This is a genomic window from Nonomuraea sp. SYSU D8015 (genome assembly GCF_008065375.1).
Classification (GTDB): Bacteria; Actinomycetota; Actinomycetes; order Streptosporangiales; family Streptosporangiaceae; genus Nonomuraea.
On record NZ_VJYI01000002.1, the window covers coordinates 87,560 to 113,722 of the forward strand.

Annotated in this window: 25 protein-coding genes and 1 pseudogene; 12 read left to right on the forward strand and 14 right to left on the reverse strand. The window is 68.8% G+C overall.

What is annotated here, in order from left to right; all coding sequences use genetic code 11:
- Nucleotides 1-943: 943 nt before the first annotated feature.
- From ID574_RS09520 to ID574_RS09530, 3 genes are all read right to left on the reverse strand, one after another.
- Nucleotides 944-1,597, reverse strand: coding sequence for a hypothetical protein (locus tag ID574_RS09520; protein WP_188188465.1), 654 nt, complete (start codon nt 1,595-1,597; stop codon nt 944-946).
- A 482-nt stretch (nt 1,598-2,079) separates the two neighbouring features.
- Nucleotides 2,080-3,048, reverse strand: a complete 969-nt coding sequence (locus ID574_RS09525; RefSeq protein ID WP_188188466.1) for a CU044_5270 family protein — start codon at nt 3,046-3,048, stop codon at nt 2,080-2,082.
- A 169-nt stretch (nt 3,049-3,217) separates the two neighbouring features.
- The gene (locus ID574_RS09530) at nt 3,218-3,796 is read right to left on the reverse strand and encodes an RNA polymerase sigma factor (RefSeq protein ID WP_336245500.1); all 579 of its coding nucleotides are present in this window, start codon (nt 3,794-3,796) and stop codon (nt 3,218-3,220) included.
- 150 nt (nt 3,797-3,946) lie between these two features.
- Here ID574_RS09530 and ID574_RS09535 point away from each other — a divergent pair, with 150 nt between their 5' ends.
- Nucleotides 3,947-4,744 carry a nucleotidyltransferase family protein gene (locus tag ID574_RS09535; protein WP_188188467.1) on the forward strand — a complete coding sequence of 266 codons (798 nt, stop codon included), beginning with the start codon at nt 3,947-3,949 and terminating at the stop codon, nt 4,742-4,744.
- A 33-nt stretch (nt 4,745-4,777) separates the two neighbouring features.
- The gene (locus tag ID574_RS61505; protein WP_262495966.1) at nt 4,778-4,900 is read left to right on the forward strand and encodes a hypothetical protein; all 123 of its coding nucleotides are present in this window, start codon (nt 4,778-4,780) and stop codon (nt 4,898-4,900) included.
- Between the two features lie 579 nt (nt 4,901-5,479).
- On the opposite strand, the gene ID574_RS09540 is transcribed toward ID574_RS61505, so the two are convergent.
- Entirely contained in the window at nt 5,480-6,451 is a 972-nt protein-coding gene (locus ID574_RS09540; RefSeq protein ID WP_223166538.1) for an alpha/beta hydrolase, read from the reverse strand.
- A gap of 82 nt (nt 6,452-6,533) precedes the next feature.
- On the opposite strand from ID574_RS09540, the gene ID574_RS09545 reads away from it, so the two are divergent.
- Both ID574_RS09545 and ID574_RS09550 read left to right on the forward strand, forming a co-directional pair.
- Nucleotides 6,534-9,200, forward strand: coding sequence for a helix-turn-helix transcriptional regulator (locus tag ID574_RS09545; RefSeq protein ID WP_223166539.1), 2,667 nt, complete (start codon nt 6,534-6,536; stop codon nt 9,198-9,200).
- 78 nt (nt 9,201-9,278) lie between these two features.
- On the forward strand, nt 9,279-9,977 hold the full coding sequence (locus ID574_RS09550) for an alpha/beta fold hydrolase (protein WP_188188468.1): 699 nt from the start codon (nt 9,279-9,281) through the stop codon (nt 9,975-9,977).
- Here the strand turns inward: ID574_RS09550 and ID574_RS09555 are convergent.
- A complete protein-coding gene (locus ID574_RS09555) occupies nt 9,940-12,651 on the reverse strand; it encodes a helix-turn-helix transcriptional regulator (protein ID WP_188188469.1) in 2,712 nt (903 codons plus the stop codon). The genes ID574_RS09550 and ID574_RS09555 overlap by 38 nt on opposite strands.
- Before the next feature lie 27 nt (nt 12,652-12,678).
- Nucleotides 12,679-13,488, reverse strand: coding sequence for an alpha/beta fold hydrolase (locus ID574_RS09560; RefSeq protein ID WP_188188470.1), 810 nt, complete (start codon nt 13,486-13,488; stop codon nt 12,679-12,681).
- A gap of 183 nt (nt 13,489-13,671) precedes the next feature.
- Between ID574_RS09560 and ID574_RS09565 the strand changes: the two genes are divergently transcribed.
- Nucleotides 13,672-14,466, forward strand: coding sequence for an alpha/beta hydrolase (locus ID574_RS09565; RefSeq protein WP_223166540.1), 795 nt, complete (start codon nt 13,672-13,674; stop codon nt 14,464-14,466).
- A 3-nt stretch (nt 14,467-14,469) separates the two neighbouring features.
- On the opposite strand, the gene ID574_RS09570 is transcribed toward ID574_RS09565, so the two are convergent.
- Nucleotides 14,470-15,066, reverse strand: a complete 597-nt coding sequence (locus ID574_RS09570) for a TetR/AcrR family transcriptional regulator (protein WP_188188471.1) — start codon at nt 15,064-15,066, stop codon at nt 14,470-14,472.
- A 112-nt stretch (nt 15,067-15,178) separates the two neighbouring features.
- On the opposite strand from ID574_RS09570, the gene ID574_RS09575 reads away from it, so the two are divergent.
- Nucleotides 15,179-15,922: a 3-oxoacyl-ACP reductase family protein gene (locus ID574_RS09575; protein ID WP_188188472.1), complete on the forward strand. Its 744-nt coding sequence runs from the start codon at nt 15,179-15,181 to the stop codon at nt 15,920-15,922.
- Entirely contained in the window at nt 15,919-16,566 is a 648-nt protein-coding gene (locus ID574_RS09580; RefSeq protein WP_336245520.1) for an NADPH-dependent F420 reductase, read from the forward strand. Before ID574_RS09575 ends, ID574_RS09580 begins: the two co-directional genes overlap by 4 nt.
- Nucleotides 16,567-16,939: 373 nt before the next feature.
- Here ID574_RS09580 and ID574_RS61510 read toward each other — a convergent pair whose 3' ends face one another.
- Nucleotides 16,940-17,065 carry a hypothetical protein gene (locus ID574_RS61510; RefSeq protein ID WP_262495967.1) on the reverse strand — a complete coding sequence of 42 codons (126 nt, stop codon included), beginning with the start codon at nt 17,063-17,065 and terminating at the stop codon, nt 16,940-16,942.
- 132 nt (nt 17,066-17,197) lie between these two features.
- On the opposite strand from ID574_RS61510, the gene ID574_RS09585 reads away from it, so the two are divergent.
- Both ID574_RS09585 and ID574_RS09590 read left to right on the forward strand, forming a co-directional pair.
- Nucleotides 17,198-18,214, forward strand: a complete 1,017-nt coding sequence (locus ID574_RS09585) for a DUF3500 domain-containing protein (RefSeq protein ID WP_223166541.1) — start codon at nt 17,198-17,200, stop codon at nt 18,212-18,214.
- A gap of 21 nt (nt 18,215-18,235) precedes the next feature.
- A complete protein-coding gene (locus tag ID574_RS09590; protein ID WP_223166703.1) occupies nt 18,236-18,466 on the forward strand; it encodes a glycoside hydrolase family 6 protein in 231 nt (76 codons plus the stop codon).
- Here ID574_RS09590 and ID574_RS09595 read toward each other — a convergent pair.
- The 4 genes from ID574_RS09595 to ID574_RS09610 form a co-directional block, all read right to left on the reverse strand.
- Entirely contained in the window at nt 18,441-18,722 is a 282-nt protein-coding gene (locus tag ID574_RS09595; protein ID WP_188188475.1) for a hypothetical protein, read from the reverse strand. The two genes, ID574_RS09590 and ID574_RS09595, sit on opposite strands and share 26 nt — an antisense overlap.
- Nucleotides 18,723-18,956: 234 nt before the next feature.
- Nucleotides 18,957-19,619, reverse strand: a complete 663-nt coding sequence (locus ID574_RS09600; RefSeq protein WP_188188476.1) for an NAD(P)-dependent oxidoreductase — start codon at nt 19,617-19,619, stop codon at nt 18,957-18,959.
- A gap of 118 nt (nt 19,620-19,737) precedes the next feature.
- Nucleotides 19,738-20,343 carry an NAD(P)H-dependent oxidoreductase gene (locus ID574_RS09605; RefSeq protein ID WP_223166542.1) on the reverse strand — a complete coding sequence of 202 codons (606 nt, stop codon included), beginning with the start codon at nt 20,341-20,343 and terminating at the stop codon, nt 19,738-19,740.
- A gap of 27 nt (nt 20,344-20,370) precedes the next feature.
- Nucleotides 20,371-21,084 (reverse strand): DsbA family oxidoreductase, encoded by a 714-nt coding sequence (locus ID574_RS09610; RefSeq protein ID WP_188188477.1) that lies wholly within the window; start codon nt 21,082-21,084, stop codon nt 20,371-20,373.
- 119 nt (nt 21,085-21,203) lie between these two features.
- Between ID574_RS09610 and ID574_RS09615 the strand changes: the two genes are divergently transcribed.
- Nucleotides 21,204-21,602: a winged helix-turn-helix transcriptional regulator gene (locus ID574_RS09615; protein WP_188188478.1), complete on the forward strand. Its 399-nt coding sequence runs from the start codon at nt 21,204-21,206 to the stop codon at nt 21,600-21,602.
- 804 nt (nt 21,603-22,406) lie between these two features.
- On the opposite strand, the gene ID574_RS09620 is transcribed toward ID574_RS09615, so the two are convergent.
- Both ID574_RS09620 and ID574_RS09625 read right to left on the reverse strand, forming a co-directional pair.
- Nucleotides 22,407-23,006, reverse strand: coding sequence for a hypothetical protein (locus ID574_RS09620; RefSeq protein WP_188188479.1), 600 nt, complete (start codon nt 23,004-23,006; stop codon nt 22,407-22,409).
- 242 nt (nt 23,007-23,248) lie between these two features.
- The gene (locus ID574_RS09625) at nt 23,249-23,590 is read right to left on the reverse strand and encodes a hypothetical protein (RefSeq protein ID WP_188188480.1); all 342 of its coding nucleotides are present in this window, start codon (nt 23,588-23,590) and stop codon (nt 23,249-23,251) included.
- 329 nt (nt 23,591-23,919) lie between these two features.
- Between ID574_RS09625 and ID574_RS09630 the strand changes: the two are divergent.
- Nucleotides 23,920-24,600: pseudogene (locus ID574_RS09630) on the forward strand (transposase); the annotation flags it as partial.
- Nucleotides 24,601-24,684: 84 nt separating this feature from the next.
- A protein-coding gene (locus ID574_RS09640) for an IS3 family transposase (protein WP_442939261.1) occupies nt 24,685-26,150 on the forward strand; the annotation gives its coding sequence in 2 pieces (ribosomal slippage) (nt 24,685-25,024 and nt 25,024-26,150; 1,467 coding nt in all).
- Nucleotides 26,151-26,163 lie beyond the last annotated feature (13 nt).

The window sequence follows — 26,163 nt, forward strand, 5'->3', positions numbered from 1 at the left end:
CCAGTTCACAACCCGCGGCGGGGGCACGGCCGCAAGCCTCAAGCTCTGATCCTGTTCTTCCTGTTTCAGCGGGCCTTCATCGCCGGCATCGCTGACACGGGTCCGAAAGGTTGACCTGACTCCGCGGCTCTCCGGCCACTGGAGGCCGGCCGCATAGCTCTGCCATTGCGAGAACCGAAGTGTCCTTCCGGAGAAGCCGGCCTGGACGGCCCCGTCCCACGCCCGTGGGAGTAACCGGAGCTCCAGCGGCCATGCGTAGGCCTGGATGGGACTCTCCCAAGCTCTTGATCCAATGGGAACACCTTGGGAACGATCAGCCGTAGATGCCCGGTGAACCCTGTGGACGGCATGACACAACGCGAGAGGCCAGGCACCGCGTTTCCGGTGGCGACGGGCCTCTTCCCACTGACGTGACAGGTGGGCAGCTACGTATAACGATCAAGCTCCTCTTATGGGCTAGACCGCAGCGATAGCGACAGACCGCGATCGAAGTGCCTGCCGCCCGACCATGTTGCCGTCGTGCTAAAGCAGCGGTGAGGGCTGAACGCTACCGGTGGCGAAGAGTCGACGAACGAAGGCCTCACGTCTTGGAACCCTGATGGCCCTGACAGCGCATGGCCTCACCCCGCAACCAGAACACGCCGGACACGGCCATCACGGCCCTTCATCGTGCCTGCACAACCACCCAAGCGAAGCTCCGCGGCTTTCCCGGTTGCAGCTCAGCGACCTCGATTCGCTGCATCAAACCCACATCGACGAGGACCAGCGAACCGTTCACGTCTCGTGTGATCCACCGAGTGTAAGCGGTCATGAGAAAATCCCGGCTGGCGGCCATGTCGGTCCAGGTAGGTGGCCACCTGGTTCCTGGTAGACGGCCAGGAGAAATCCGACGGTCAACACTCTCCTGCCCGACCTCGCCCGGGCTGAGCGCTCCCCCCGACCACTACTCTGTGGAGATCACATCCAACCGGCCTCCGAGAGGGCGGACCCACTGTTGTCCCCGGGCGAATCGGTCGACGTCCAAGCGCACGCCAGTCATCGCTTCCACGGTCGCCAGCGCGGTCTCCCACTCAGGGTAAGGAGCGGAGGGTGTCACACCGGCCTGGTCGTCTGTCCGCTTCTGATCGGCAAGAGCGCGCAGGGCCCCCAGGTAAGAATCCAGAGCACGGGGATCTGGGCCCCAGCACTCTGAAGCCTGGGGATAAAGGGTGTCCACCTCGGTGACGAGCTGCCCATCGGCCGCGTGGAACAACCTGTTCGCAGCGTTGATCAGATACCAGAAGCCCCACGCCTGCGCCTTCTCGGTCAGACGGGCCCATATGTCGGGCCCGTCGATATAGACGTCGGCCGCCAGCACGACCACGCCGTGGTCGCTCTGTTCCAACACGGCATGTTCCGCCGGTTCCAGCACCGTTCGGAGACCCGCCGTGTTGGGGTCAGCGCCCAGTCGGCGAGCGACATCGGCGACCGTGAGGGGCTCCTCACGGCCTCGCACCACCATCCAGAACAGCGCGTTGGTGCTGCCATCCTTCACCCGTTCCAGATCCTTCAGGAGCTGTATGTAGTAGTTGATCATCTCGGGCGTGACCGGACTCATGCGTCTCCTCCTCGACAAGCGAGGCGACAGGATAGCGACCGATCACGACGCTTTTCGATCACGAGGACCCCAACCCGCCCACAATCGCCACCAGGCATCACTGTGGCGTCAAACCCGGCATCTGGCTCACATCGGCGATGGCACGCTGTCGTCTGCCCAGGGCCAGGCTCCTCCTGGGGTTGTTCCGCTCGAGCAGGGTGGCCATGGGCCTTCAGAAGTGCTGGCCACTCACCAGGAGGATTCCTGGCCGTGTACCAGGATGCTCGTGGCCATCCACCAGGAGGGCACCACGATCTGGCGCGGCCTCGCCTAACTCGACGCCGTCCCGGCTCTACCCCTCACCCGGAGTCCGGACCGGGTGATACATAGCGTGGCGGGATGAGCTAGTCAGGTGTCCGCCTCAGCGCGGCACCTCACTGGAGATGCCCCCGCCCCGCATGCATCCCACCTGCCTGTTAGCCAGCCCGGCTGGCGGGCCCCACCTAAGGGCGTTGCCCGGGCTCGTCCACCACGGCGATGGCGGTCCGGGTGGATTGGCGGTAGACGGCGCCCGCCTCGATCAGCCGGCCGCCGGTCGGGCTGGGGCTGGGGCTGAAGGCCGATTCGCCGCCGCGCCACACGAAGAACCCGTTATGGAGCGTGTGGTCGCGGACGGCGGTCTCTCTGGTGCCGCGGTAGGCGAAGGTCTCCGGGTCCAGGAACAGTTCCGAGCGCAGCCATCCGCGTGCCTCCAAGCTGACCGCCAGCGCCGGACGCCCCTCCGGGTCCGTCGCCGCCTCGTTCACCGTGACCCCCGGCAGGAGCGCTATGGCGCGGAAGACCGTGGCCTCGACCTCGGGCGGCACCAGGTTGTCGGAGAGCAGGGTGCGGAGCAGCCCGAACATGAACTCGTCACCACTGACCGGATTCGGGGCCGCCTCGTGACCGGCGAACCTCTCGCGTATCCGCTCCACCACCGCCTCGCGACGGGCCGTGCGCTCCCGGAACAACGCCAGCAGCGCCTCGGGATCGGTGGGCAGGGCGGCGATCGTGGCGTAGTCCTTGGGCGTGTTCCCGCCCAAGTTGTGGATCTCCAGCTTGCCGTCGCGGTCGTGGGCTACCAGCTCGCCGTCGGCGCGTCGCCAGGCGGTCTCCGCCTCGCTCTCCAGCGGCGTCCGCGCGGTCACTGTCTCCCCGTCGTGGGCCTTGTGGAACCAGGTGCGGGTCTCGGTGTAGATCCACTGATCCGGGCGCGGCTCCCCGAAGGACCTCGCTTGTGCCGCATCGGCCGCCCTGGCCAGGACCACCTGCGCATGGGCCGCCGGGGTCGGTCCGTCGTAGAGCTGGACCGCCGTCAGGCCCGCCGTCACGACCACGGCCACTGCGGCCACCGCGAGCGCCCGTACGGCCCACTTGCGCCGTGCGACACGCGCCGGAGTGAGGCGCCGGTCGACGGCCGCCCGGCTCAACAAGCCCGCGGGACCCCGGACATCCCCCAGCGAAGCCGGAGCCAAAGCCGAAGTCGAGCCCGAAGCCGAAACCGCAGAGCCCCCGCTCGCGCGCTCCAGCAAGGCCATCCGTGCCGCGTGCCGTACCTCAGCCACCGGTGGTTCCGGCTGCCCCCACGCCTCACGCAGCGTCTCAAGATCGTTCATCATCGCTCCTCCCCAGGGCCGCCTGGATCCTCTTGCGGGCACGATGCAGCCGCGAGCGGGCCGTACCGGCCGGAATGCCGAGCGCCCGGCCGGCCTCCTCCGATGTGAGCTCGGCCCAAGCGACGAGCAGGAGCACGTCACGGTCGGCACCGGAAAGCCCGGCCAGCGCTGCCGCCAGCCGCTTGCGGTGGGCGGCGGCGTCCAGCGAGGACGCCACACGGTCGGCGTGATCCTCGCCCGGCTCCTCGGCGCCGGTCCTGGCCAGCGCCCGGTACTGGCGCACCTCGGCCCGATGATGGCGGGCGATGAGGTTGGAAGCGATCCCGAACAACCACGGCCGCGCGTCGGCCCGGCTCACGTCGTACTGCTCGCGCTTGTCGAAAGCGATCAGGAAGGTCTCCGCCGCGACGTCGTCGGCCAGGCTCCGGCCCAGCCGCCGGTCGGCGTAGGCGTGGATGCCGTCGTAGTGGCGGTCGAACACGGCGGCGAACTGCTCCGGCTCCCGCCACGAACGCCGGATGAGCGCGGCGTCCTCGACGGCCTGAACCGGCATCGTCACGCTCACCTCTCGGTCCTTGGTTCCATCGATCCTGCCCTTCTGTCACACCTCCTTCGCCGACCGCCGGAAAAGTGTTCGCGGGCGAGGCGATCACCACGGTCGTGCGACACCCGCAGCCGCCACAGCGCCAGGCTGTGCCCGGGACGGTCCAGTGACGTGGGCCAGCCGCTACGAGATCACCTCCAAGCCCCGGCCGGCCAACCGGGTCAGCGCCTCGACGCGAGTCATCATCCGCACCGCCTCACCGCGGCCAGTCGATCGGCCTGCGCCGACATTCTCCGGTGTGCCTCCGGTTCGGCAGGTGACCAAGCCCAGCGCCTCCAGTGCTCGACGCCCTCGACGAAGACGCGAATCGGCAACGAGCTCTTTAGGTACGTGCGCTGGAAGAAGCTGCACGGCAAGCACAACGGGGCGAAGAGCATCGAGGAACGCCGACGTTGCTGGACCCTTGACTACTCAGACGAAGGCTTCCACCTCGATGTTCTGCCTACCATCGCCGACGTCGAGCACCCGCCTACCGGGATTTTGCTCACCGACAGGGAGCACCGCTGGTGGCAGCACAGCAACCCGATCGGATACGTCGAGTGGTTCAAGCATCGCTGCGAGATGAAGTCTTACTTGGCCGAGGCTGCCATGAAGCGGCATGTGAACGTGGCCGACGTCCCCGAGTGGGAGATTCGCACCGCGCCGCAGCGCACCGTCCAGGTCCTCAAGTGGCACTGCATGCTGCGCTTCGCCAAAGACCCTGACAACCGGCCCCCGTCGATTTTGATCACCACGCTGGCCGCCCGGACCTACAACAGCGAGCGTGACCTCTTCACTGCCACCTCCAACGTCCTGAGCCGCATGTTGGCCTTCGTCGAGAACCGCAAGGGCACGTGGTGGGTGCCGAACCCCGCGCACGAGGAGGAGAACTTCACGGACAAGTGGAACGAGTACCCCGAGCGGCGTTAGGCCTTCTTCAGCTGGCACCGCGACATCTCTTCCGTGCTCTCCGACCTCGTCCGCATGGAGACCAAGGGCCTGGACATCATGGCCAAGCGCATGTCGGAGAGCTTCGCGCCCGACCCCATCATGCGGGCGTTCCAGCGCATGGCGAGCGGCAGCTAGAACAGCGGCAGGCCGGCGCGCAGTACATGGCTCCAACGGGCTTGCTCACAGCGACAGCCGTCGGACCCCGCGTCCGTGACCACGTCCTCCATGGCCACCGTGCCGACCCGCACGATTGGCCTCGCCCAACAGTTCGCCGCGATCGTGAGCGTGCTCCCCGGCGCACGCGGCACCGTGCGTCGCGCCGAGCTCAGGTGCATCGTCCAGCTACAGCCGACACCGGCGAGCCGGATCTACACGGTTCGTGTGGTCTATCGGCACGCCCGCAGACCACACGTCACCGTCGTGGATTCCCCCGCTTGCTCTCCATCCCGGCGCCCACGCGCTGCCTCACGTGTACCCCATGAACGAACTGTGCCTGTACTACCCAGGGCAGTGGAGCCATGACATGCTACTTGCCAAGACGATCTTGGTGGACTGCTGAGTGGCTGGTCCACTACGAGCTATGGCTGATCACGGGGCGTTGGGCCGGCGGCGGTGATGGCTGCTGCGCCGGGTGGGCTGGGATCGAGCAGCATGGCCATGGTGTTGGCGAGCAAACGAGGCGACGTGTTGGTCAGGCAGTACGGGTGGCGGCAGCTACTTCTGCGAGGTGTCGTGCAGGGTGGCCGTCAGGAAGTCCGCCGCCTGCCCCAGAGCGAGTTGGGCGGCCAGTGTGTGGCGCAGCACGTCAAGGACCGCGAAGCCGTGTACGGCTCCCACGTACCTGGTCGCAGCGACGGACACGCCGGCGGCACGGAGTTTGGCTGCGTAGGCTTCGCCCTCATCCCGCAGGACGTCGGCCTCGGCCGTCACCACGAGGGCGGGCGGCATGCCGGCGAGCTCGGCGACCGGTGCGCGCAGGGGTGAGGCGGTGGCCTGGGCGCGCTCTACCTGGCTGGTGGTGTACTGATCCCAGAACCAGATCATCGCTTCCCTTCGCAGGTAGCCGTCGGCGAAGCGGCGGTAGGACGGGGTGTCGAAGCCTGCGTTGGTCACCGGGCAGAACAGCACTTGAGCGGACAGTCTTACGTCGCCACGCCGCGCGGCCAGCAGAGCCAGCGCGGTGGCGAGATTGGCGCCCGCGGAGTCACCCGCTACGGCCATCCGGCGACCATCCAGGTCGTAAGCGTGGCCGTGCCGGGTCACCCAGCGGGCCACGGCGTAGCACTGCTCCAGCGCGATCGGGTAGCGGTGCTCGGGCGCCAGGCCGTACTCCGGGAAGACGACCGCCACCCTGCTTCTGACCGCGAGCTCGCGCACCACGCGGTCATGGGTGCGGGCGTTGCCGAAGACCCAGCCGCAGCCGTGCAGATAGACGACGACCGGCAGCTGGCCGGTGGCGTCCGGCGGCCGCACGATCCGCGCCGGAGGTCCATCCGGAACGGTCAGCCAGTCCTCCACGACCGACGGCTTGTCCGCCTTCGTGCGGTGCAGCCGCTCGTAGGCCTTCCTCCCCTCGACGGGCCCCAACTGGTAAGCGTAGGGCGGGTTGGCGAGTGACCGGACGAGCTGCGCGGCGTCCGGTTCCAGGATGGGGGTGCGCAGGGAGCTGGGAGAAGCCTCGTACACGAGTGTGAGGCTGGCATCGCGAACCTGTTCTGCTCTTCTGTCAGGTGACTGGTTCCGCCAAACTGGATCTAGAGTTCGACCTGTGGGTGAGCCTCAAATGATCGTCGGCCGCGAGGCGGAACTGGCCAGGATCGAAGACCCGGCGACGCAGGCCGTGGTCATCACCGGCGAGCCTGGGATGGGCAAAACCGCGCTGCTGCGCACCGCGGCTGCGGAGCAGTCACGCACGCTGTGGGCACAGGGCAGCCAGAGCGAGACGGACCTGGCCTTCGCCGGACTGCATCAGCTCGTACGGCCGCTCCTGCCGCAGGTGGAGGCTCTGCCCGCCCCGCAGCGTGAAGCGCTTCTCAGCGCCTTCGGCCTTGGCCCGGCGGCCCCACCTGACCCGATGCTGCTGGGTCTGGCGGCGCTGTCACTGCTGTCCGGCGCAGCGGAGCACGGCCACCTGCTGGCGGCGGTCGACGACGCCCAGTGGCTCGACCAGGAGACACTGCGCGTCCTCGGGTTCGTCTCCCGCAGGTTGGAGGGGGAGCCGATTCGGCTGCTGCTCGGCGTGCGCGGCACTCAGCCGCCGACGCAGCTCGATCGTGGTGCCGTCCACCTGCCGTTGGCGCCCTTGTCGGAACAGGCCGCACACCAGTTGCTCGATCTGCAGCCCGATCCTCCACTCGGTCGCGTACGGTTGCAAATCCTGCGGCAGGCAGAGGGCAACCCGCTGGCCCTGATCGAGCTTGCCAAGACCGGGCCGCAGAGCGACGAGACCGGCCTGCCGCTCACCGAACGGTTACGGGGCATTTTCGCCGCCCGGCTCGACGACCTGCCGCCCGCCACCAGACGGCTGCTGCTGCTCGCGGCCGCAGCCGACAGCGCCGACCTGTCGGCGGTCCTGACCGTGGCCAACGGCGAGGCCGCGGACTGGTGGCCCGCCGAACAGGCGGGCCTGATCCGGGTGGAGGGAAATCGCGTCGTTTTCCGCCACCCGCTGGTCAGATCGGCGATCTACCAGGCGGCCTCCTTCGCCGAACGTTCGGCGGCGCATAGGGTGCTGTCGGACGCTCTGCCGGATGACCCCGACCGCAGTGTCTGGCACCTGGCGGCGGCCGCTCCTCATCCCGATGAGGCGGTCGCCGCGCTGCTGGAGAAAACGGCTGACCGGGCTCGGCAGCGCGGTGGTTTCGCCGCGGCCGCGGCGGCTTTGGAACGGGCCGCCGAGCTCAGTCCCGATTCCGGTGAGCGGGCCAGGCGGCTGGTGTTGTCGGGGCTGATGGCAAAGTGGACAGGGCACGCGGGTTGGGTGGAGGAGATCGCGCGCAAGGCGTTCGCGCTGTCGGAGGACCCCGAGGCGCGGGCCGAGGCCGCGCTTCAGGCGGGATGGGCGATCTCCACCACCGGTGACCATGAGGGCGCTCTGCGCTGGCTACTGCCGCTGGCCGAAGCCACGACCGGGCAGCGTGGAGGGCCCGCGCTCAACGCGCTGGGCACTGCGGCCACCGTGGTGTACCAGTCCGGCTCGGCCGAACATCGCCGCAGGCTGCGCGAGATCACTGCGCGGGTCGTACCGCAGCCTGATGAGACGGACCGGATGTGGGCGCTGGCGGCGACCGACCCGTTCGGCGACCGCGATCAGGCTCTGGCCCACCTGCGGGCCACCCCAGCACACGCCGACGGCCGCCTGCTGATCCTCGGCGCCATCGCCTACGTGCTGGATGAGCCCGAAACCGTCGTGCGGTTGCTGGGTGAGCTGCTGGACCGTATGCGGCGCGCCGTGACCAGCGGCGGCAACGCGCTGGTGGCCGCCACACTGGCGTGGGCCCATCTGGAGACGGGCGCGTGGCGGCAGGCCCGCGAGGTGCTGGATGAGGCCTCCCGCGTCGCACTGGAGACCGACCTGAGGCTTGTCGGTGCCAACACCCTCACCCTGAGGGCCACTCTGGCGGCCCTGCAGGGCCACCCCGAGCAGGCCCGCACGGCGGCCGCCGAAGTCATGGCGAGCATCGATCCCCGGCGTAGTCTGGCGATGGCCATGCGGGTCCGGCACGCCGCGGGGCTGGCGGCGCTGGCGGAGGGCGACCACCACGCGGCCTACGAGCAGCTTTCCGGGCTGTTCGAGGACGACGGCATCCCGGTGCACTATCACGCGTCCTGGTTCGGGGTGGCCGACCTGGCGACCGCCGCAGTGAGGGTGGGCGAACAGGCCAAGATGCGGGCCGTGCTGCAGCTCGGCGTGCCGTACCTGGCGGGCCGGAGCTCGGCGCGGCTCACCCAGTTGCTGCGCCATGCCGTCGCGCAGCTCGACCCGAGCGAGGAGCGCTACCGGGAGGCGTTGGCCGATCCGGAAGGGGAGCGTTGGCCGTATGAGCGAGCCCGGGTGCGGCTCGATTATGGGCGATGGCTGCGGCGCGAGCGGCGCGTGAGTGAGGCGCGACCGCTGTTGACCGCCTGCGCCGAGGTGTTCGAGCGACTCGGCGCCCGTCCCTGGAGCGACCGGGCCGGCAACGAGCTGAGGGCTGCGGGCGTCACTGCGACGGCGACCCCCGATGCGCTTGCCGAGCTCACTTCACAGCAGCGGCAGATCGCCCGGCTGGCCGCGCGAGGGCTGACCAATCGGGAGATCGGCGAGCGGCTGTTCCTGTCGCCTCGCACGGTCGGCTTCCACCTGTACCGCATCTTCCCCAAGCTGGGCGTCACCTCCCGCGCCCAACTGCGCGACATCGTCGGCGCTCACGACGAAGCTCACCCGAACGGGTGAGATTCGGCGCCGCACGCATGCCCGGCTCCCCTCCATTCGCGCGATGCGCAGTCGTGCGGCCCGTAGTTGGTTGGCCGCATGGAGACAACTGTTGTACTGGTGCACGGCGCCTTCGCCGATGCTGGGAGCTGGGCGGCGGCCACGAGCCGCCTGCAGGAGGCGGGGCTGGCGGTGCTCGCGCCCGCCAACCCGCTGCGCGATCTGGAGGCCGATGCCGCCTATCTGGTCTCAATTCTGGCCGGGATCGATGGGCCGGTGCTGCTGGCCGGCCACTCCTATGGCGGAGCCGTCATCACCAACGCCGCACTGCGCAGCGAGAGCGTGGCCGGCCTGGTGTACATCGCCGCCTTCGCCCTGGACGAAGGAGAGAGCCTGGCCGACATCGGTGAACGCTTCCCCGCCCCGCTGTTCGCGCCCGCGCTGCGCCCCGCCGGAGACGGTGAGTTGGTCGTCGACCCCGGCTCGTTCGCCGCGGTCTTCGCCGCCGACCTGCACCATGCCGTCACCGACGTGCTGGCCGTCTCGCAGCGGCCCATCACCCGGACGGCGCTGGCCGGCCGCTGCGGTCCTCCGGCATGGAAGAGCCTGCCATCCTGGTATCTCATCGCCGAGGACGACCAGGCCATCCGCTCCGACGCCCAGCACTACATGGCTCAGCGCGCCGCCGCCCACACCGCATCGGTGGCCGCCTCACATGCCGTCACCGTGTCACGCCCAGACGCAGTCGCCGAACTGATCATTACGGCGGTGGAGCGGATCGCCGCTCCTGCTCCATGACCGAGCGAGCCAGCTGGACGCGGGAGTTGACACCCAGCTTGGCGAAGATCGAGCGCAGGTGAGTGCCCACGGTGTTGGGCGACAGCATGAGTTCGGCCGCTGCTGAACGGTTGGAGTGGCCGCCCGCGATGAGGTGCGCCACCCGCCGTTCGGCATCGGTGAGCGCCTCCCACCCATTCACCGCGCGGGTGGATGCGTTCTTCCAGTGGTTGCGCCGTACCCCTGCGCTCTGGAGGAGCCGTTGGACGCGGCGGGCCTCGCCCGTGGCGCCCAGCGCGGTGTAGGCATCCCACGCCTGGTCCAGAACAGCGATCGCGGCCTCTGCCGATCCGGCTTGCAGGAGCGCCGCGCCGTGGTCGGCCACCGCGTGAGCCTGCCACAGCGGGCAGGGGCTGAGCCTCAGCAGAGCGACCGCGGTCCCAAGCAGGTCGGTGTCGCCCGTGACCAGGCCCATGGCTTGGGCTGCCATGCCGCGTGCGGTGGCGACCTCGGGGTTGCGCTCGGCGTACTCGTCCGCCCACCTGGCCAGTTGCCAGGCCAGCTCGGCATCGCCGGAGCGTAGAGCGATGCGGGCGGCGGGCACGGGCCAGTCGGGTAGCCCCGCGGGCCGCTCGACCCAGCGGAATCGGCTGTCCAGCAGCGGCAGGAAATCGGTGCGCAGGATGCTGCCGGCAGTGCCGTGATCGCGCTGGGCGTCGGCGGTCATGGCCTGGGTGAGCACCAGCATGGCCGCGTTCTGCTCCCGCGCCCGGGCCAGGTGCTGGTGCGCGGTGGCGAGCTCGCCACGCAGCAGCGCGATCCGGGCCAGCATGGCGCAGGTGACGTCGTGGAAGACGGGCTCGCCCAGGTCCTCGCCCAGCTGCAGCAGGGTTCGCAGATCGGCCTCGCACTCGTCGAGGTGGCCCAGGCCGTAGTTGTGCAGGGCTTGGGCCCAGGTCAGCGCCGGCACCTGCCAGGTGCCGCCCTGCCGCTCGTTCTCCAGCCTGGCCTGGATGAGCAACTGGCCGCCGGTGGCGTAGTCGTCCAGGTGCAGCAGCGAGGTGATCTCGTCGGCGCCGGGGCTCCGCCCGGTCAGCGTCCGCAGGTCCTGAAAGTGGCGTACCCCGGCGCTGTGCCGGCCCTCGTTGACCGCGATCTCGGCCAGCGCCCACAGGGCGGTCGCCTGCGCCTCGGCCGAGCCGATCCGTACACCCTCGTCCAGCGCATGCTGGCCCGCTCGCCTGGCCTCGGCCAGGTCATCGGCTCGTGACAGGGTCAGGGCGCGCAATCCCAGCAGCTGCGCCCGGAGCGTCTCGCTCAGCCCGTCCAGAGTCAGCGCGCCGGTCACCCGCTCGGCCAGCTCCGCCACCCGGCCGATCTCCCACAACGGCCCTGCCAGGCGGACCTGCAGCCGGGCCACCTGTTCCGGCCCGGCGCCTGCCGCGATCAGCCGGTCGGCCACCTCGACGGCGTGGCTGCCCTGCCGAGCCGCCACCAGCACCTCCACCGCCTCCAGCCCGACCTCCGCGCGACCCGGATCGTCCTGGCCGACGAGATCCAGAGCCCGCTCGATGAGCGCCACGGCGGTGGTGGGGTCCAGGGAGCCGACCTCTGCGGCGGCCCGGCGCAGCAGCCGCACCGCTTCGACGTCGCCCGGCCGTGCGCCGGCCAGAATGTGCGGCGCGACCTCCAGCGCACTCCGGCCGACGGCGGTCAGGTGGCGGGCGGCCGCCGCGTGCAACGCTCGTCGGGCCGAGCGGGGCACATCGGCGTAGACGGCCTGACGCAGCAAGTCGTGGCGGAAGGAAAGGCGCAGACCGTCATCGTCCAGCAGACCGCCCCGTACCCCTGCCTCCAGCCATTCCACGAGCGCCATCGGCGACTCGTCCAGCAGCGCGGCGGCGTCCTCGATGGTGAAGGAGCGGCCCAGCACCGCCCCCACCTGCAGCAGGCGCAGCGCGGGCGTGGGCAGCGACTCCAGCCTGCCCCGCACGCCCAGCACCAGTCCCGCCGGCAGCTCGCCATCCATCTGCCCGGCCGCCAGCCCATCGAGCAACTCGACCGCGAGGAACGGGTTACCGCCCGCCCCGCGCAGCAGCTCCCGCAGCCGCCCGTCGGGCGGCTCGCCCAGCCGGTCGACGGCCACCTCCTCGATGGCCTCCTGGGACAATGGCCTCAGCACGATTTCCTCGGCGGACAGCGGTGTGCGCGAGCGCGTAGTAAGCACCCAGACCACAGGCGAACCCGTCAACCTGCCCGGCATCACCCGCAGTGCGAACATTGTCAGCGGATCAGCCCACTGCACGTCCTCGACCACGATGAGCACCGGGCCGCGCATCGCCCGCTCCTCCAGCAAGGCCGCCATGCGGTCCACCAGCCACAACCGGCGATCATAGAGAGAGACCAGGCCCGAGAAGTCTGCCTGCGACAGCAGCGGAGCCGGCCCCGAGCGCAGCGCCACCACCAGCGGCGCCAGCGGCGCGATCTGATCGGACTCCTCGGCCTTGCCCGCGCCCACCAGGAAACCGATCCGCGCCGCCTGCGCACCGATCTCGGCGGCCAGCGCCGATTTGCCGATGCCCGGCTCACCCCTGATCAGCAGCACCGCGCCCTGACCCGTCCGCACGGCCGCGCGAAGCACCGCAAGGGCGCGGGCCATCTCCTCGGCGCGGCCGCGCAGGACGGTGGGGCTCATCCGCCTGTCCTCCAAGCTCAGCTACCGCTACCGTACGGCCTTCGCCGCCCGGCCGATCACCTCGGCCACCGCATCCGGCCGAGAGACCGCCACCGCGTGCGAAGCCGATACCTCGATGGTCTGCGCCTTCATTCGCTTGGCCGCGAAGCGCTGCGCCGCCGCCGGAATGGCGTTGTCGGCGCGAGCCACCACGAACCACGAGGGCACGTCATGCCAGGCCGCGCCGGCCGTAACCTCGCTCAGCGCGCCCAGCTCAAGCGGCCGCTGCGAGGCCGCCATGACCTTCGTCAGGCTCAGGGGGAGGTCGGCTGCGAACGCCTCGCGGAAGACGCCAGGCTTGATCGAGATATCTGTGCCCTCGCCGCCGCCGGGCAGCGGGTAGTGGGCGGCATCCAGGTTGTCCGGCACCAGCAGGGAGCCCTCGAACTGGGAGGCGGCCTGGATGGTGGCCTCACCCTCGTCGGGGGCGTAGGCCGCGACGAAGACCAGCGCCTTGACATCCGGGTCGTCCTTGGCCGCGTTGGTGATGACGGCTCCGCCGTAGGAGTGGCCGACCAGGACGACGGGCCCGGTCACCGTGTTCAGCACGCTGCGCAAATAGGAGGCATCGGAGGCCAGCCCGCGCAACGGGTTGGCCGGAGCCTTGACTGGGTAGCCGGCGCGCTGCAGGCGTCCGATGACACCGCTCCAGCTGGAGGCGTCGGCGAAGGCGCCGTGCACCAGCACCACTGTGGGCTTGGCGCCCCCCGCCGCTGTGGGCTTCGCGCTCGCCGCCGTCGGCGAGGTCATGGAGACGACGCCGAGCACCACGACCAGCAGGCCGAGGAAACGTTTCATGATGACGTCCTTCCGGAAAAGGTTGGAAGATCATCAAAAGGGCCCCGCAGCGTTTCCGGCATCGCGCGGATGGGTGAGACGAGCGGCGGGCCACCCTTCTCCCGCTCACCCGTTCACGCGATGCCGCGCGAACTCGCCCGCGATGACATGGGGTTTCCGCGACGTGATGGAGGAAGGAACCTCATGAGCACCATCGTGCTGATCCACGGGCTCTGGATGACCCCGCGCAGCTGGGAGCACTGGATCGACCGCTACGGCGCGGCCGGCCACACCGTGCTCGCGCCCGCCTGGCCCGGCATGGAGGCCGAGGTCGAGGAGCTCAACCGTGACCCCTCGCCGATCGCCCGCCTGACCATCTCGGCCATCCTCGACCACTACGACGCCATCATCCGTGCCCTGGACGAGCCGCCGATCATCATGGGCCACTCCTTCGGCGGCACCTTCACCCAGGTGCTGCTGGACCGGGGGCTCGGCTCCGCCGGCGTGGCCATCGACTCCGCCCAGGTCAAGGGCGTCATGAAGTTGCCGCTGGCGACCCTGCGCTCCACCTTCCCGGTGCTGGGCAACCCGGCCAACCGCAACCGGGCCGTGCCGCTCACCCCGGACCAGTTCCACTATGCGTTCACCAACTCCCTGTCGGAGGAGGAGTCGCTGGCCGTCTACCGCCGTTACCACGTCCCGGCCGCCGGGCACGTGCTGTTTGAGGGCGCGCTGGCCAACTTCAATCCCCGCGCCGCCACCCGAGTGCATTTCGACAACTCCGACCGCGCGCCGCTGCTGTTCATCTCCGGAGGTCAGGACCACGTCATCCCCGAATCGATCAACGCCGAGAACGTCCGCCGCTATCACAAGTCCGGCGCGCTCACCGAGCACGAGGTGTACCCCGACCGCACCCACTACACCCTCGGCCAGGACGGCTGGGAGAAGGTCGCCGACCACGCCCTGTCCTGGGCGCTGGAGCACGCACGCGCCAGTTGAGGTTCAGTGGCGGCCGCCCGGCCAGATGGCCAGGGCCTGATCGGCGAGGCGGTGCAGGTCGGCGCGGCCGGCGCCACCGGTGGCTTGCACCGAGATGCCCTGACCCACCGCGGTGAGATAGCGCGCCAGCGCGTCGGGGTCGGCGTCTGGTGACAGATCGCCAGAGGCTTGCGCGCGTTCCAACCGTGTCCGCAACGCGACCACGCCGGCCGCCCTGCGGGCGGCCAGGTCGCGGCAGACGGGCTCGGCGTCGGAACCGCAGGCCAGGGCGCCTTGGACAAGCAGGCAGCCGTGTGGCCGACCGGGCATGGTATAGGCGTCGGCGGCGCCGTGCAGCAGCCGCTCGGCCACCCCACGCGCGGTCGGCTCCGTCAGCGCTTCAGCGATGAACGCGCCAGGGCCCTGGAGATAGCGATCGACCGCAAGGCGGAAGAGATTCTCCTTGTTGCCGAAGGCCGCGTACAGGCTGCGCCGGTTGATGCCCATGGCCTCGGTCAGATCGCTCAGCGACGTCCCCTCGTAACCCCCGTGCCAGAACAGCCGCATCGCCGCCTCCAGCGCCTGGTCGACGTCGAACTCACGCGGCCGGCCTCGTGCCACGTCTGACTCCCTTCACCGGAACGGGCGGAATACCGCCCGGTGGCCCCGTGTTGCAGCCACCACGAAATAGTAACCGATCAGTTCGGAATTTAGTTCCGTGCAAGGAGCAGTCATGACGCAGCAGCTCACCGGCAAGGTGGCACTGGTTACCGGCGGATCGCGCGGCATCGGCGCCGCAATCGTGCGGCGCCTGGCCCGTGACGGCGCCCGCGTCGCCTTCACCTACAGCAGCACCAAAGATCACGCCGAAGCGCTGGTCGAAGAGATCACGATCACCGGCGGGCGGGCATTGGCCATACAGGCCGACAGCGGCGACCCCGACGCCGTCCGCCAAGCGGTCGCACACGCCGTGGATGCGCTCGGCGGCCTGGACATCCTGGTCAACAACGCAGGGGTGGCGCACGTGGCACCCTTGGAGGACTTCCCGCTGGAGGAGTTCGACCGCATGGTCGCGGTCAACGTCCGCGGCGTCTTCACCGCCATCCAAGCCGCCGCTCCGCACCTCGGCCGAGGCGGACGGATCATCACCATCGGCAGCATCAACGCCGACCGCGTCCCCGTACCCGGCATCGGCGCCTACTCGCTCACCAAGGCCGCCGTGGCCGGACTGGGCCGCGGGCTTGCCCGCGAGCTCGGCCCGCGCGGCATCACGGTGAACACCATCCAACCCGGCCCCACCGCCACGGACATGAACCCCGACTCCGGCCCCTTCGCCGAAGCCATGAAGGCCATGCTCCCCGTCGGCCACTACGCCCAGCCCACCGACATCGCCAGCGCTGTCGCCTACCTGGCCGGCCCAGAAGCGCGCTTCATCACAGGCGTGGCCTGGGACGTCGACGGCGGCTTCGCCGTCTGACCCGCCCTACCCGCAACACCGATCAAGGAGACAAACACATGCCTATCGGAATCATCGGGGCCGGCGCCATCGGCCAGGCCCTCACGCGGCGCCTGGTCGCCGCCGGGCAGCAAGTCTGGATCAGCAACAGCCGCGGACCCGACTCCCTGCAGAGCCTGTCCCGCGCCCTCGGCCCCACCCTGATCCCCGCCACGGTGCCCGATGCAGCCGCCCAAGAGATCGTCATCCTCGCCGTGCCCTGGCGTCAGCTACCCGCCGCCGTGAAAGCAGCCGACGTGGACGACTGGAGCGGCCGCATCGTGATCGACACCACCAACCCACTGGGCCCGCCGGACTTCAAGGCCGCCGACCTGGGCGGACGCACCTCAAGCGAGGTCGTGGCGGATCTCGTACCGGGTGCGAGCCTGGTCAAGGCGTTCAACACCCTGACTCCTGGAGTCCTCGGCGCCGACCCGCGCACGCCCGCCGGACGCCGCGTCATCTTCCTCTCCGGCAACGACGCAGGAGCCAACGACCGAGTGGCACGACTCATCCAGCACGCCGGATGGGCGCCGATCGATCTTGGCGCGCTCTCCTCCGGCGGTCGGCTCCAGCAATTCCCAGGCGGGCCCTTGCCGACCCTGAACCTCCTGCGGGAGACCTGATCCGCCTTGGATGTCACCATGCGCCCAAGCTGAGAACCGCGTGACTGCCAGGTATGCGGCTTGGTCAGATTCCGTCGATAAATGCCGGGGACTCCTGCAGCGACCATGAGTGACCAGATCGGCGGTCACGGCCCCGCCCCCTTTAATCTCAACTGCCTGGGGCGTTACACCTTCGGGGCCTCGCAACCTCGCGATGAACGGCCTCCGGCCCCCTCCGCCATCCGGCCAGCATCGACGACGAGGACGAGGACGAGGACGAGGACGACGGCACCTGACCAGTCGCCACTGATTCCCGGCGGGCAGTTTAGGAATTGCTCAATGGCGCCCTCAGATCCTTTTAATCGTCGCCGGACACGATCGAGCACATGAGACATCACCTGCCCCCCGCTGCCGAGAAGACGCTCAGCCGGCGGTCGTTCATGAATCGCGTACTGCTGTCCGGCGGCGTGGCGGCCGTCGCCGTCATGGCGGGCGCCTGCGGCTCGAACAATGGCTCCACGTCCTCCTTGCCCTCGTCGTCCGCCGCCGGCGGCCCGCCTTCAGGCGGGCCGGGGGAGGGCCGGGGGGTGGCACACCGGTCGCCTATGCCGATTTCAAGGGGATCACCACCGACGGTACCGTGGTCCCGGACATGTACTCGATCCACTCCACCGGAGTCAGCACCGATGAGGTGCGGGCTACGGCGACCGCCTTCCTCGCCGCGCTGTCGACGGACCAGAAGGCCGAGACACTCTTCGACGTCGAGGCTGACGAGTGGTTCAAGTGGAGCAACGTCCACTCCTACGAGCGCGCGGGGGTCTCACTGGCGGACCTGAGCGATGCGCAGAAGACGGCCGGGTTCGCGCTGCTGCAGGCCGGGCTGAGCGCCCGCGGGCTGAAGCAGACCCGCAACATCATCCGGCTCAACCAGGTCGCCGGAGAACTGATCAAGCAGACCGACCAGTTCAACGAGGAGGCCTACTACTTCACCGTGATGGGCACACCTTCCGCGACCGCCCCGTGGGGCTTCCAGTTCGAGGGCCACCATCTGGCCATCAACTACTTCGTGCTCGGCGACCAGGTTGTGATGACGCCGACGTTCATGGGCACCGAGCCGGCCTCCGGCACGTACAACGGTGAGAAGATCGTCCTGTTCACCGATGAGACCCAGGCCGGCCTCACGGTGATCAACTCTCTTACGAGCGCGCAGAAGGCGAAGGCGATCGTCTCCTCCAGCAAGACCCGCGACAACGAGAAGGGCGCCGCGTTCCAGGACAACGCGCAGATCCCCTACCAGGGCGTTCAGGGCAGCGCCCTGGACCCCGCCCAGCGGCAGAAGTTGCTGGACCTGATCGAGGTCTACGTCGGCAACATGGACGAAGGCCACGCCAAGGTGAAAATGAAGGAGGTCGCCGCCCACCTCGATGACACCTACTTCTCCTGGGTCGGCGCCACCGACGCCGACGCCGTCTTCTACTACCGGGTCCACAGTCCGGGCATCCTCATCGAGTACGACGCCCAGCAGCCCGGACCGCTGGCCGCCTCGTACGGCGCCACGCAGGGCGGCACCCCCACCCGCAACCACATCCACACCGTCGTACGCACCCCCAACGGCAACGACTACGGCATGGACCTGCTCAAACAACACCTGGAGACCGGCCACTCCTGAAAGGGCTGGGCCACCCAACACCTGGCCTACCTCGACGCTGGCAACGCCGACTGGACCGCACCGGCGACCATGGCCTCCCGGCTGCAGAGCGTGGGCGTCGCCAACGTCCGCGGCTTCTCGGTCAACGTCTCCAACTACTACACCACCAGCCAGTCATCCACCGACGCCAACGCGATCGACTCCGCGCTCGGCGGCACCGCCAATCGTTTCCTCTACACCCTCAAGGTCAGGCGAGAGCGCTCGCGGCCGTGACGGCGTCGTGCTCGTCGTTGAAGTAGTGGAAGCCGAAGCGGACCCGGTCGCCCAGAGCCGTGGCCCGCACGCCGCGCTCGCGCAGCCGCATGGCGATGCCGTCGGCCCGGCTAGTGCGCAGGACGACGATGTGGGAGGCGGGACCGCGCGTCACCCTCCGCAGGCCGGCGACCTCGGCCCGCTGGGGCAGCTCGCCTGCGAGGGCGAGGCAGTGCCGTTCGACGCGCTCGGCGTCCAGCGAGCCGAGCTTCGTCACCTAGGTGATGGCCCGGCCCAGTTCCTCATGCGTGACGCCGTGCCTGAGCGCCACGTCCCCGAACGCCTTCTGGAGATCGTCGAACACGACGCGCAGCCGCTTGTTGAACTCGATGTCAGTGCGGGGGTGTCAGTCGTTGTCACAGTCACTCCGTTCCGGCGTCGCCGTCGATATACGGCGCACCTAAGTTCCGAAAACTGTTGCGAATGACGGGGGCGTGGAGCATAGGGAGTGTCAGCCTCGTGCGTTCCAGACGAGGGGTGCCTTGCGGTTCCAGGTGTCCTTCTCAAGCGTGTCGAGGAGGAATCGGGCAAGATCGGCGCGGTTGATCCGCGTCCCCGGATTCCCGGTACCGGCCTCGGCGGCGCGCAGAGAGCCGCTCATAGGCTTGTCGGTGAGGGCGACAGCTCGGGCGAGGGTCCAGTCGACGTCGGAGGCGCGAAGGAGCTTGTCGACGCCGTGGTGGTCGTCGTAGCCGACCTTGAGGTTGGAGACCTTGATCAGGGCCTTGAACACCGGGTTGAGTCGGGCCCAGTCGTCTCCGGCGCCCATCGTGGAGATCAGGACGATCCGGTGGATGCCCTCCTCCTCCATCACCGTCAGGGTGTTGCGGGTGACGTCGGTCATGAACATGGGCGGACTGACGGGTTTGGCCCAGGGGTTGTCGGAGGCGCGGGAGTTGTTGAGTGCGCTGATTACCGCCTCCGTTCCACTGGCGGCCTTGCGGATGTCGTCGATGTTGGCGGGCGTGCCCTGGATCAGTTCGACGCCGGCCGGGGCCTGGACGGCGTCGGGGTTGCGCACGAGGGCCCGGACGTGGTGGCCGCGCTCTGCGGCCTGGTTGAGGACGTGGAGGCCGGTGCGGCCAGTGCCGCCGAGGATGAGCAGGTTGGACATGGTGATCGATTGCCTTTCGGGACCGGCCGGGCCGGTCGGGAGACGGTCGAGGCCGGTCAGGCGGCCTGCCGGCCGCTGATGGCTGTGGCCAGGCTGCGTGCCTGGGCGTGGGCGTCGGTCAGCGACGCCTCGTGGAGGGGAGGAGAGGGGCAGGCACCGGCACGTGCCGAGCCATGGTCAGCTCGGGCGTGACCGTCGTCACCTTGGGGCCGAGCATGGTCGGGTCACGGTTTCCAGCGCCGGCACCAGGTGGTCCATGCCGTGCTTGGGGGCGCCGGGGCCGTAGCCGCCGCCGCGCGCGGAGATCAGCACGGCCGGGCGGCCCGCGGCGGGAGCGGGCCCGGTCGAAGCTCAGGGTGCGGCCGTCGACCATGATCTGGTCCAGCCGTGCCTTGAACGCGGACGGCATCGTGAGGTTGTACATCGGCTCGGTGAACAAGTAGGCGTCGGCGCCGAGGAATTCCGCGATCAGCTCGTCCTGGATCGCCATGGCCTTCGCCTGCTCGGGGGTGCGCTCGGCAGGGTCGGTGGTGCGGGCGGTGATGCCCGCCGCGCTGGGGTGCGGCGCGGGCGAGACGGCCAGGTCACGGTGGACGACCGCGCCCTTCCACTCCTCACGGAAGAACTGGGCGACCTGACGGGAGACGGAAAACCTCGCCGTGCGAGGACTCGTCGATGTGCAGCAGGTACGACATGGAGAAGTCAGCCATTCAAAAACGATCAAGGGTGTGTCGGGAGCGAACGGTGGAGGTCAGCTGTGGGCCGGCACAGCGCAGCCGTCGGGGCCGCAGACCGGAGCGTCGCCGTCGGTGCCCAGGGTGAGCGGGTGGGACTCGTCCCAGGCCGTGCGCAGCACCTCGAGAAGGCCATCGCTGTCCTGCGCCCCGGAGATGCCGTACTTGCCGTCGACGACGATGAAGGGCGCGCCGGTGGCACCCAGGCGCTGGGCGCGGGCGGCGTCGTCGCGGACCTGCCGCTGGTAGCGGTGCTCGGTGAGCGCCTGGCGAATGTCCTTCAGGTCCAGAGCGATCTCCTGACCCAGGCCGAGCAGGTCGTCCAGGCTGAAGACCGGACGGGCCTGACCGAAGTAGGCACGAAAGATCGCGTCCCAGGCTTCGCGATTCTTGCCCTCGGCGGAGGCGTGGGCGAGGAACTCGTGCGCCAGGTCGGTGTTGCCGACCAGGTTGTCCAGCACCTTGTAGGGGCTGAGCCCCTCGGCCTCGGCCAGCGCCTCGATCCGGCGGGTGGACACCTCCGCCTGGGAGCCGTCTATGCCGTGCCGGCGCAGCAGCGCGTCACGGACGCTGAAGGTCTGGTCCACGGGGAACGAGCTGCTCAGCGGGAACGAGTGGTGGATGACCTCCACCTCGTCGCCGTGCTCGAACCGCTCCACGGCCCGGTCCAGACGGTGGCTGCCAAGTCCGCACCACGGGCAGGTGACCTCGGCCCAGATCTCGATCTTCATGACGCGCCTCCCATACCTGCGCTTCAATCCCTACTTTTTGTTCGTAGCGCCATGATGGGCCAGTATGGAAGTCGATACAAAAGGCACATCAGTGTCTGTACCGGAGAGGAATGTGCGTCATGGAGGTCACGAGAAGTTCGGACCGCGCGGCAGCAGTGGGGCCCTGCGCCGCCATCCCCGCCGAGCACATGGCCTTCATCCGGCAGGTCCTCGACCGCGTCGGCGACAAATGGAGCTTGCTCGTCATCGCAGTCGTGGAGTCCGGCCCGCTGCGCTACACCGACCTGCAGCGCCAGGTCCCCGGAATCTCCCAGCGGATGCTCACCCTCACGCTGCGCCAACTCCAGGAGGATGGTCTGATCACCCGCACCGCATACGCAGAGGTTCCGCCGCGCGTCGAGTACTCCCTCACCCCGCTGGGCCGCGGCCTCCACGAGATCGTGACCTCCCTGATCGGCTGGGCCGCGGACCACCACGACGAGATCCGCGAGCACCGAGCCCGCGCCACTGCACCGTGAAGATCGCACTGGGCGAAGGCAGACGTGCACCCGGCCCACCGGCTTGCTCACCCGGGCCGTGCCCGTGCCATGGCGGCACTGGGCATCGTCGTACACGTCATCGCCACCGACCCCGCCGCTCGACCTGCCCGGCTGGTGCCCCTGATCCTGTGAAGCTCGATCAGGTTCATGACGGTCGCGTCGCGGGGATGCCCGATCTCGGACACGACCATCTCAAGATGAGCGTTCGCGATCAGAGCGCGGAGTTTCAGCACCGCTTCTGCTCCGGCCAGGCCCCAGCGTGTCCGGCCAGGTCGAACCGGCCGGATGTCCTGATGGCCCCCCGCGAGCCGCGACTCCGACGATCGCCTGCTTGCGCGCGGCTCACACCACAGCCGCAGTGGTGAATGCGGCGCCATCGAACCGAGATCATCGCCCCCACGACCAAGTCCAGCGCGACCTGCAACCAGGTCGGCGCCTGATCGGCTGATGTGGCAGGGGGGAACTTGGGGCTCTGCAGCGCGCTTGATCCTTTGGGAACGCATTGGGAACGATCAGCCGTAGACGCTCTTTGAACCTCGTGGACAACCAGGCACAACGCGAGAGGCCCGTCACCGCGTCTCCGCTGGTGACGGGCCTCTTCCCGCCGGTGTGGCAGGTGCAAGGTTCGAACTTGCGTAGGCTGAGCCGACGGTTTACGCCGGGTCGGTAATCCAGACCCCGATAGGTCGCTGAGCTGGCATTACAGCCTTGGCCGTGGTTTCTGCCTGCGGCATCATCCCGCGCATATCCCGGATCTTCCTACCACGTACTGGCGGCCTGCACTCACAGATAGTCCCGCCAGAACGGGACCGTGGCGTACGGCTGCCATTCCTCGTCACGTTCGGGGCGCGGCTCCTGGAACTCCTGGGTGATGTAGTCGGCCAGGTCCGTGCCGTAGTAGATGATGTCCCAGCCCCGCATGGACAGGACGGGATGCCCGTGGGTTCCACGGCCGGCCGGCAGGAACCGGTGTGCATAGAGCGGGACCATTCTGGGGACGTCCGCCAGCCGGAGCCGGGCCGTTTCGACGGCTTCCAACACATCGCTCGGCCGCTCGCCCCAACTCGATCGCCAGTGGCCGTGCTGGACATCCCACAGGAGATAGTCGACCGGCCAGGCGACGTGCTCTCGCAGAGCCTCGGGATCACCGTTCCGCCAATCAGGCCAGGGGTTCTCCCACGTCTGCCCTTCCTCCCAAGGCTGACGCACCGGCAGCCCTGCCGCCAGGAAAGCCCGATGATCGTCGGCGAACTCGAACCCGTACTCCTGCTCAATCCGCGCGAACTCGACCTCGGAGAGCCCTCGCTCGATCTCGCAGCAGTCCAGCTCCGCCAGCCGACGCGCGGCCTGCACACCGAGGCGGAGACCTTCCTTACTGATCACTGAGTTGCACCCTCGTCTCCTGATTGATGGGGCGAATAGCCTGGCGATCATGTGTATAACTTGCGGCGGTCGCCACGCTGGCCCCGCCTCTTCCCGCGGTCAGGGATCATCCAGGACCTGCCCATCCTGTTGATCACTCGTTCGGCTCCAGTCTGCTTGTGCACGCACAGGTAGCCTCTCGAAGACCGCTAAGACAGCACAGGCAGACGACGGAACATGACGGCCGATCTGCCATGTGTCCCCTACGCTGCATCGGCTCCTGGTGAGCCTGCGGTCTCCCCGAAGAGCAGAGCACATAGCAGGGCCGTGAGCATGAAGCCGGTCACCGCAGGGACCCCTATGAAGAGGTAGAGCGCGAGCTTGTCGTCGGACACCCAGGAGTCATACTCCGGCTGGATGAAGGCGACCGCCAGCATGGCGAAGGGTGCCACCAGCCCAACGGCCGGCCATACAGGCAGGCGGGCCAGTAGCGCGGCGAGCATGCTGAGCGGGAAGGGCGCCAGCGCGAACGCCATTGCCAGCTTGAGCTCGGAATCCGAATCACGAGTCGGCCAGTGGAGGAGGAGCAGCAGTAAGAACGCCACCGCGGACCCTGCCAAGGCCGACCTCAATAGGAGACGCACACAGTGATTGTTACGGATCGTGGGGGGACAGGTCGATGGGAGCGAAGCGGCCGGTGCCGACCTAACGATGCCGCTGGCGTCGCGACGAGGTAGGGCCGACAACGGAAACGCCGTTTTGCTGCGGTGGCGTGTGGTGCTGACTAGCGTGCCGGGTATGCCATTGCAGGAGATTCCTCCGAGCAATGATCGAAACCTGTGGATCTGACGGGAAGGGGTGTACCTTCCCGAATCATCTGATCATGGTTTCGAGATAAGGCCGACGCGCCAACGTCGGTCGGGAAGGCACACCCGTGCTCACCGTAGTGCCCGAACTGCCTGCCTGCGACAGCGCCCCGACGGATTCCTCCTCGTTGATCGACCAGATCCTGCGTGAGGGTGCCCGCAAGATGCTCGCCGCCGCACTGCAAGCCGAGGTGGACGCCTACATCGCCACCTTCGCCGACGAGCGCGACGAGGCCGGCCGCCGCCTGGTCGTGCGTAACGGCCACCACCAGCCGCGCGAACTGCTCACCGGCGTCGGCGCGATCGAGGTCAAGGCGCCGCGGATCAACGATAAGGGCATCGACGAGGCCACCGGCGAGCGTAAGCGGTTTTCCTCGGCGATCCTGCCCGCCTGGTGCCGCAAGACCCCTCAGGTCACCGAGGTGCTGCCACTGCTGTACCTGCACGGCCTGTCCTCGGGCGACTTCACCGCCGCGCTGGGCCAGTTCCTCGGCAGTTCGGCGGGCTTGTCCGCGTCGGTCGTCACCAACCTCACCGAGACCTGGAAGGCCGAGCAGCGCGCCTTCGCCGAACGCGACCTGTCCGGCGTGGACTACGTCTACCTGTGGGTCGACGGCATCCACGTCAACATCCGCCTCGAAGAACACAAGCTGTGCCTGCTGGTGATGATCGGCGTGCGCGCCGACGGCCGCAAGGAACTCGTCGCGCTGACCGATGGCTACCGCGAGTCCACCGAGTCGTGGGCCGATGCGCGACCCTCCCTGCCAAAATAGACAGAGGTAGCAAACAGGCATGAAACTCTGTGCTGAGGGTGGGGAAGGAGACATCCCTTCGTGGGAGCAAGCAAGCCGGATCCGGAGGCCCCTGACCCTCAGGTGCGCGAACGCGGGCGTCCGCGTTCCTACTCCGCCGCCTACAAGGCCCGGATCCTGGAGGAGTACGACCGCCTCGACAAAGCGGGTAAGGGCGCGTTGCTGCGCCGGGAGGGCCTGTACTCGTCACTGATCTCCAGCTGGCGCACCGCGCGGGATCACGGCGCGGAGCAGGCGCTGGCCCGCCCGGCCGGACGGCCGAAGGCCGACCCGCGCGACAAGCAGATCGAGAAGCTGCAGGCAGAGGTCGAACGGCTGCGCGCCGAACTCGGCCAGACCCACCAGGTCATCGAGGTGCAGGGAAAGCTCTTCGCGCTGCTGGATCAGCTCGCCACCAGCAGCGAGACGCCACCGGGCCGGGGCGAGCAGTGACTGAGACCTTCCAGGCCGCCCAGGCCGATGCGATCGAGGAACTGGTCCCGCTCCTGGGGCGGCGCAACGCATGCACGGCGGCCGGAGTGTCGCAAGCGACCTGGTATCGCCACCACCGCCAGAGCCCGGCGTCGCTCCGGCCCGCCCGGCCGCGCAAGCCGCACCCCGCCGCGTTGTCGCAGGCCGAGCGTGACCAGGTCCGCGCGGTGCTGAACGAGCGCTTCGCCGACGCCTCCCCGGCCACGGCCTACTACAGCCTCCTCGACGAAGGCGTGTACCTGGCGTCGGAGTCGACCATGTATCGCATCCTGCGTGAACATGGCGAGGTGGGCCAGGACCGGCGCCGGCAGGCCACCCATCCACCCCGGGTCGTGCCCGAGCTGGTCGCCGACGCCCCCAACCGGGTCTGGGCCTGGGACATCACCAAACTCCGCGGCCCGGACAAGGGCGTCTGGTACTGCCTCTACACGATCATCGACCTGTTCAGCCGCTACGTCGTCGGCTGGATGGTCGCCTCCCGCGAGTCGGCTGACCTGGCCAGACGTCTCATCAGCCAGACCGCGCGCAAGCACGGCATCGACGAAGGCACCCTCACCCTGCACGCCGATCGCGGCAGCTCGATGACCTCCAAGACCCTCGCCGAACTCCTCATCGACCTGGGCGTGGCCAAGTCCCACTCCCGGCCCCGGACCTCCAACGACAACCCCCACGTCGAAGCGAGCTTCAAGACGCTGAAGTACTGTCCCGCCTTTCCAGGCCGGTTCGGGTCGATCGAGCACGCCCGCGTCTTCTGCCAGGAGTTCTACACCTGGTACAACCGGGATCACTTCCATTCCGGGATCGGCTACCACCATCCCATCGACGTGCACTACGGCCGCGCCGCCGCCATCCGCGACCGGCGCGCCGCCGTCCTAGCCGCCGCCCACGCCACGCACCCCGAACGGTTCGCCAGCGGCGGCCTGCCCACCCCGCCGGACCTGCCCGGCCCCGCCTGGATCAACAAGCCCAAGACCAACGAACCGAAGGACGCCACAGAGAAGACGATACAGAATTAGCACAGCTCAACTG

Coding starts and splice junctions, on each gene's coding strand:
- ID574_RS09520 (WP_188188465.1), bottom strand. CDS start 1,597: ATGAGTCCGGTCACGCCCGAGATGATCAACTACTACATACAGCTCCTG.
- ID574_RS09550 (WP_188188468.1), top strand. CDS start 9,279: ATGGAGACAACTGTTGTACTGGTGCACGGCGCCTTCGCCGATGCTGGG.
- ID574_RS09555 (WP_188188469.1), bottom strand. CDS start 12,651: ATGAGCCCCACCGTCCTGCGCGGCCGCGCCGAGGAGATGGCCCGCGCC.
- ID574_RS09560 (WP_188188470.1), bottom strand. CDS start 13,488: ATGAAACGTTTCCTCGGCCTGCTGGTCGTGGTGCTCGGCGTCGTCTCC.
- ID574_RS09565 (WP_223166540.1), top strand. CDS start 13,672: ATGAGCACCATCGTGCTGATCCACGGGCTCTGGATGACCCCGCGCAGC.
- ID574_RS09575 (WP_188188472.1), top strand. CDS start 15,179: ATGACGCAGCAGCTCACCGGCAAGGTGGCACTGGTTACCGGCGGATCG.
- ID574_RS09585 (WP_223166541.1), top strand. CDS start 17,198: ATGTACTCGATCCACTCCACCGGAGTCAGCACCGATGAGGTGCGGGCT.
- ID574_RS09600 (WP_188188476.1), bottom strand. CDS start 19,619: ATGTCCAACCTGCTCATCCTCGGCGGCACTGGCCGCACCGGCCTCCAC.
- ID574_RS09610 (WP_188188477.1), bottom strand. CDS start 21,084: ATGAAGATCGAGATCTGGGCCGAGGTCACCTGCCCGTGGTGCGGACTT.
- ID574_RS09615 (WP_188188478.1), top strand. CDS start 21,204: ATGGAGGTCACGAGAAGTTCGGACCGCGCGGCAGCAGTGGGGCCCTGC.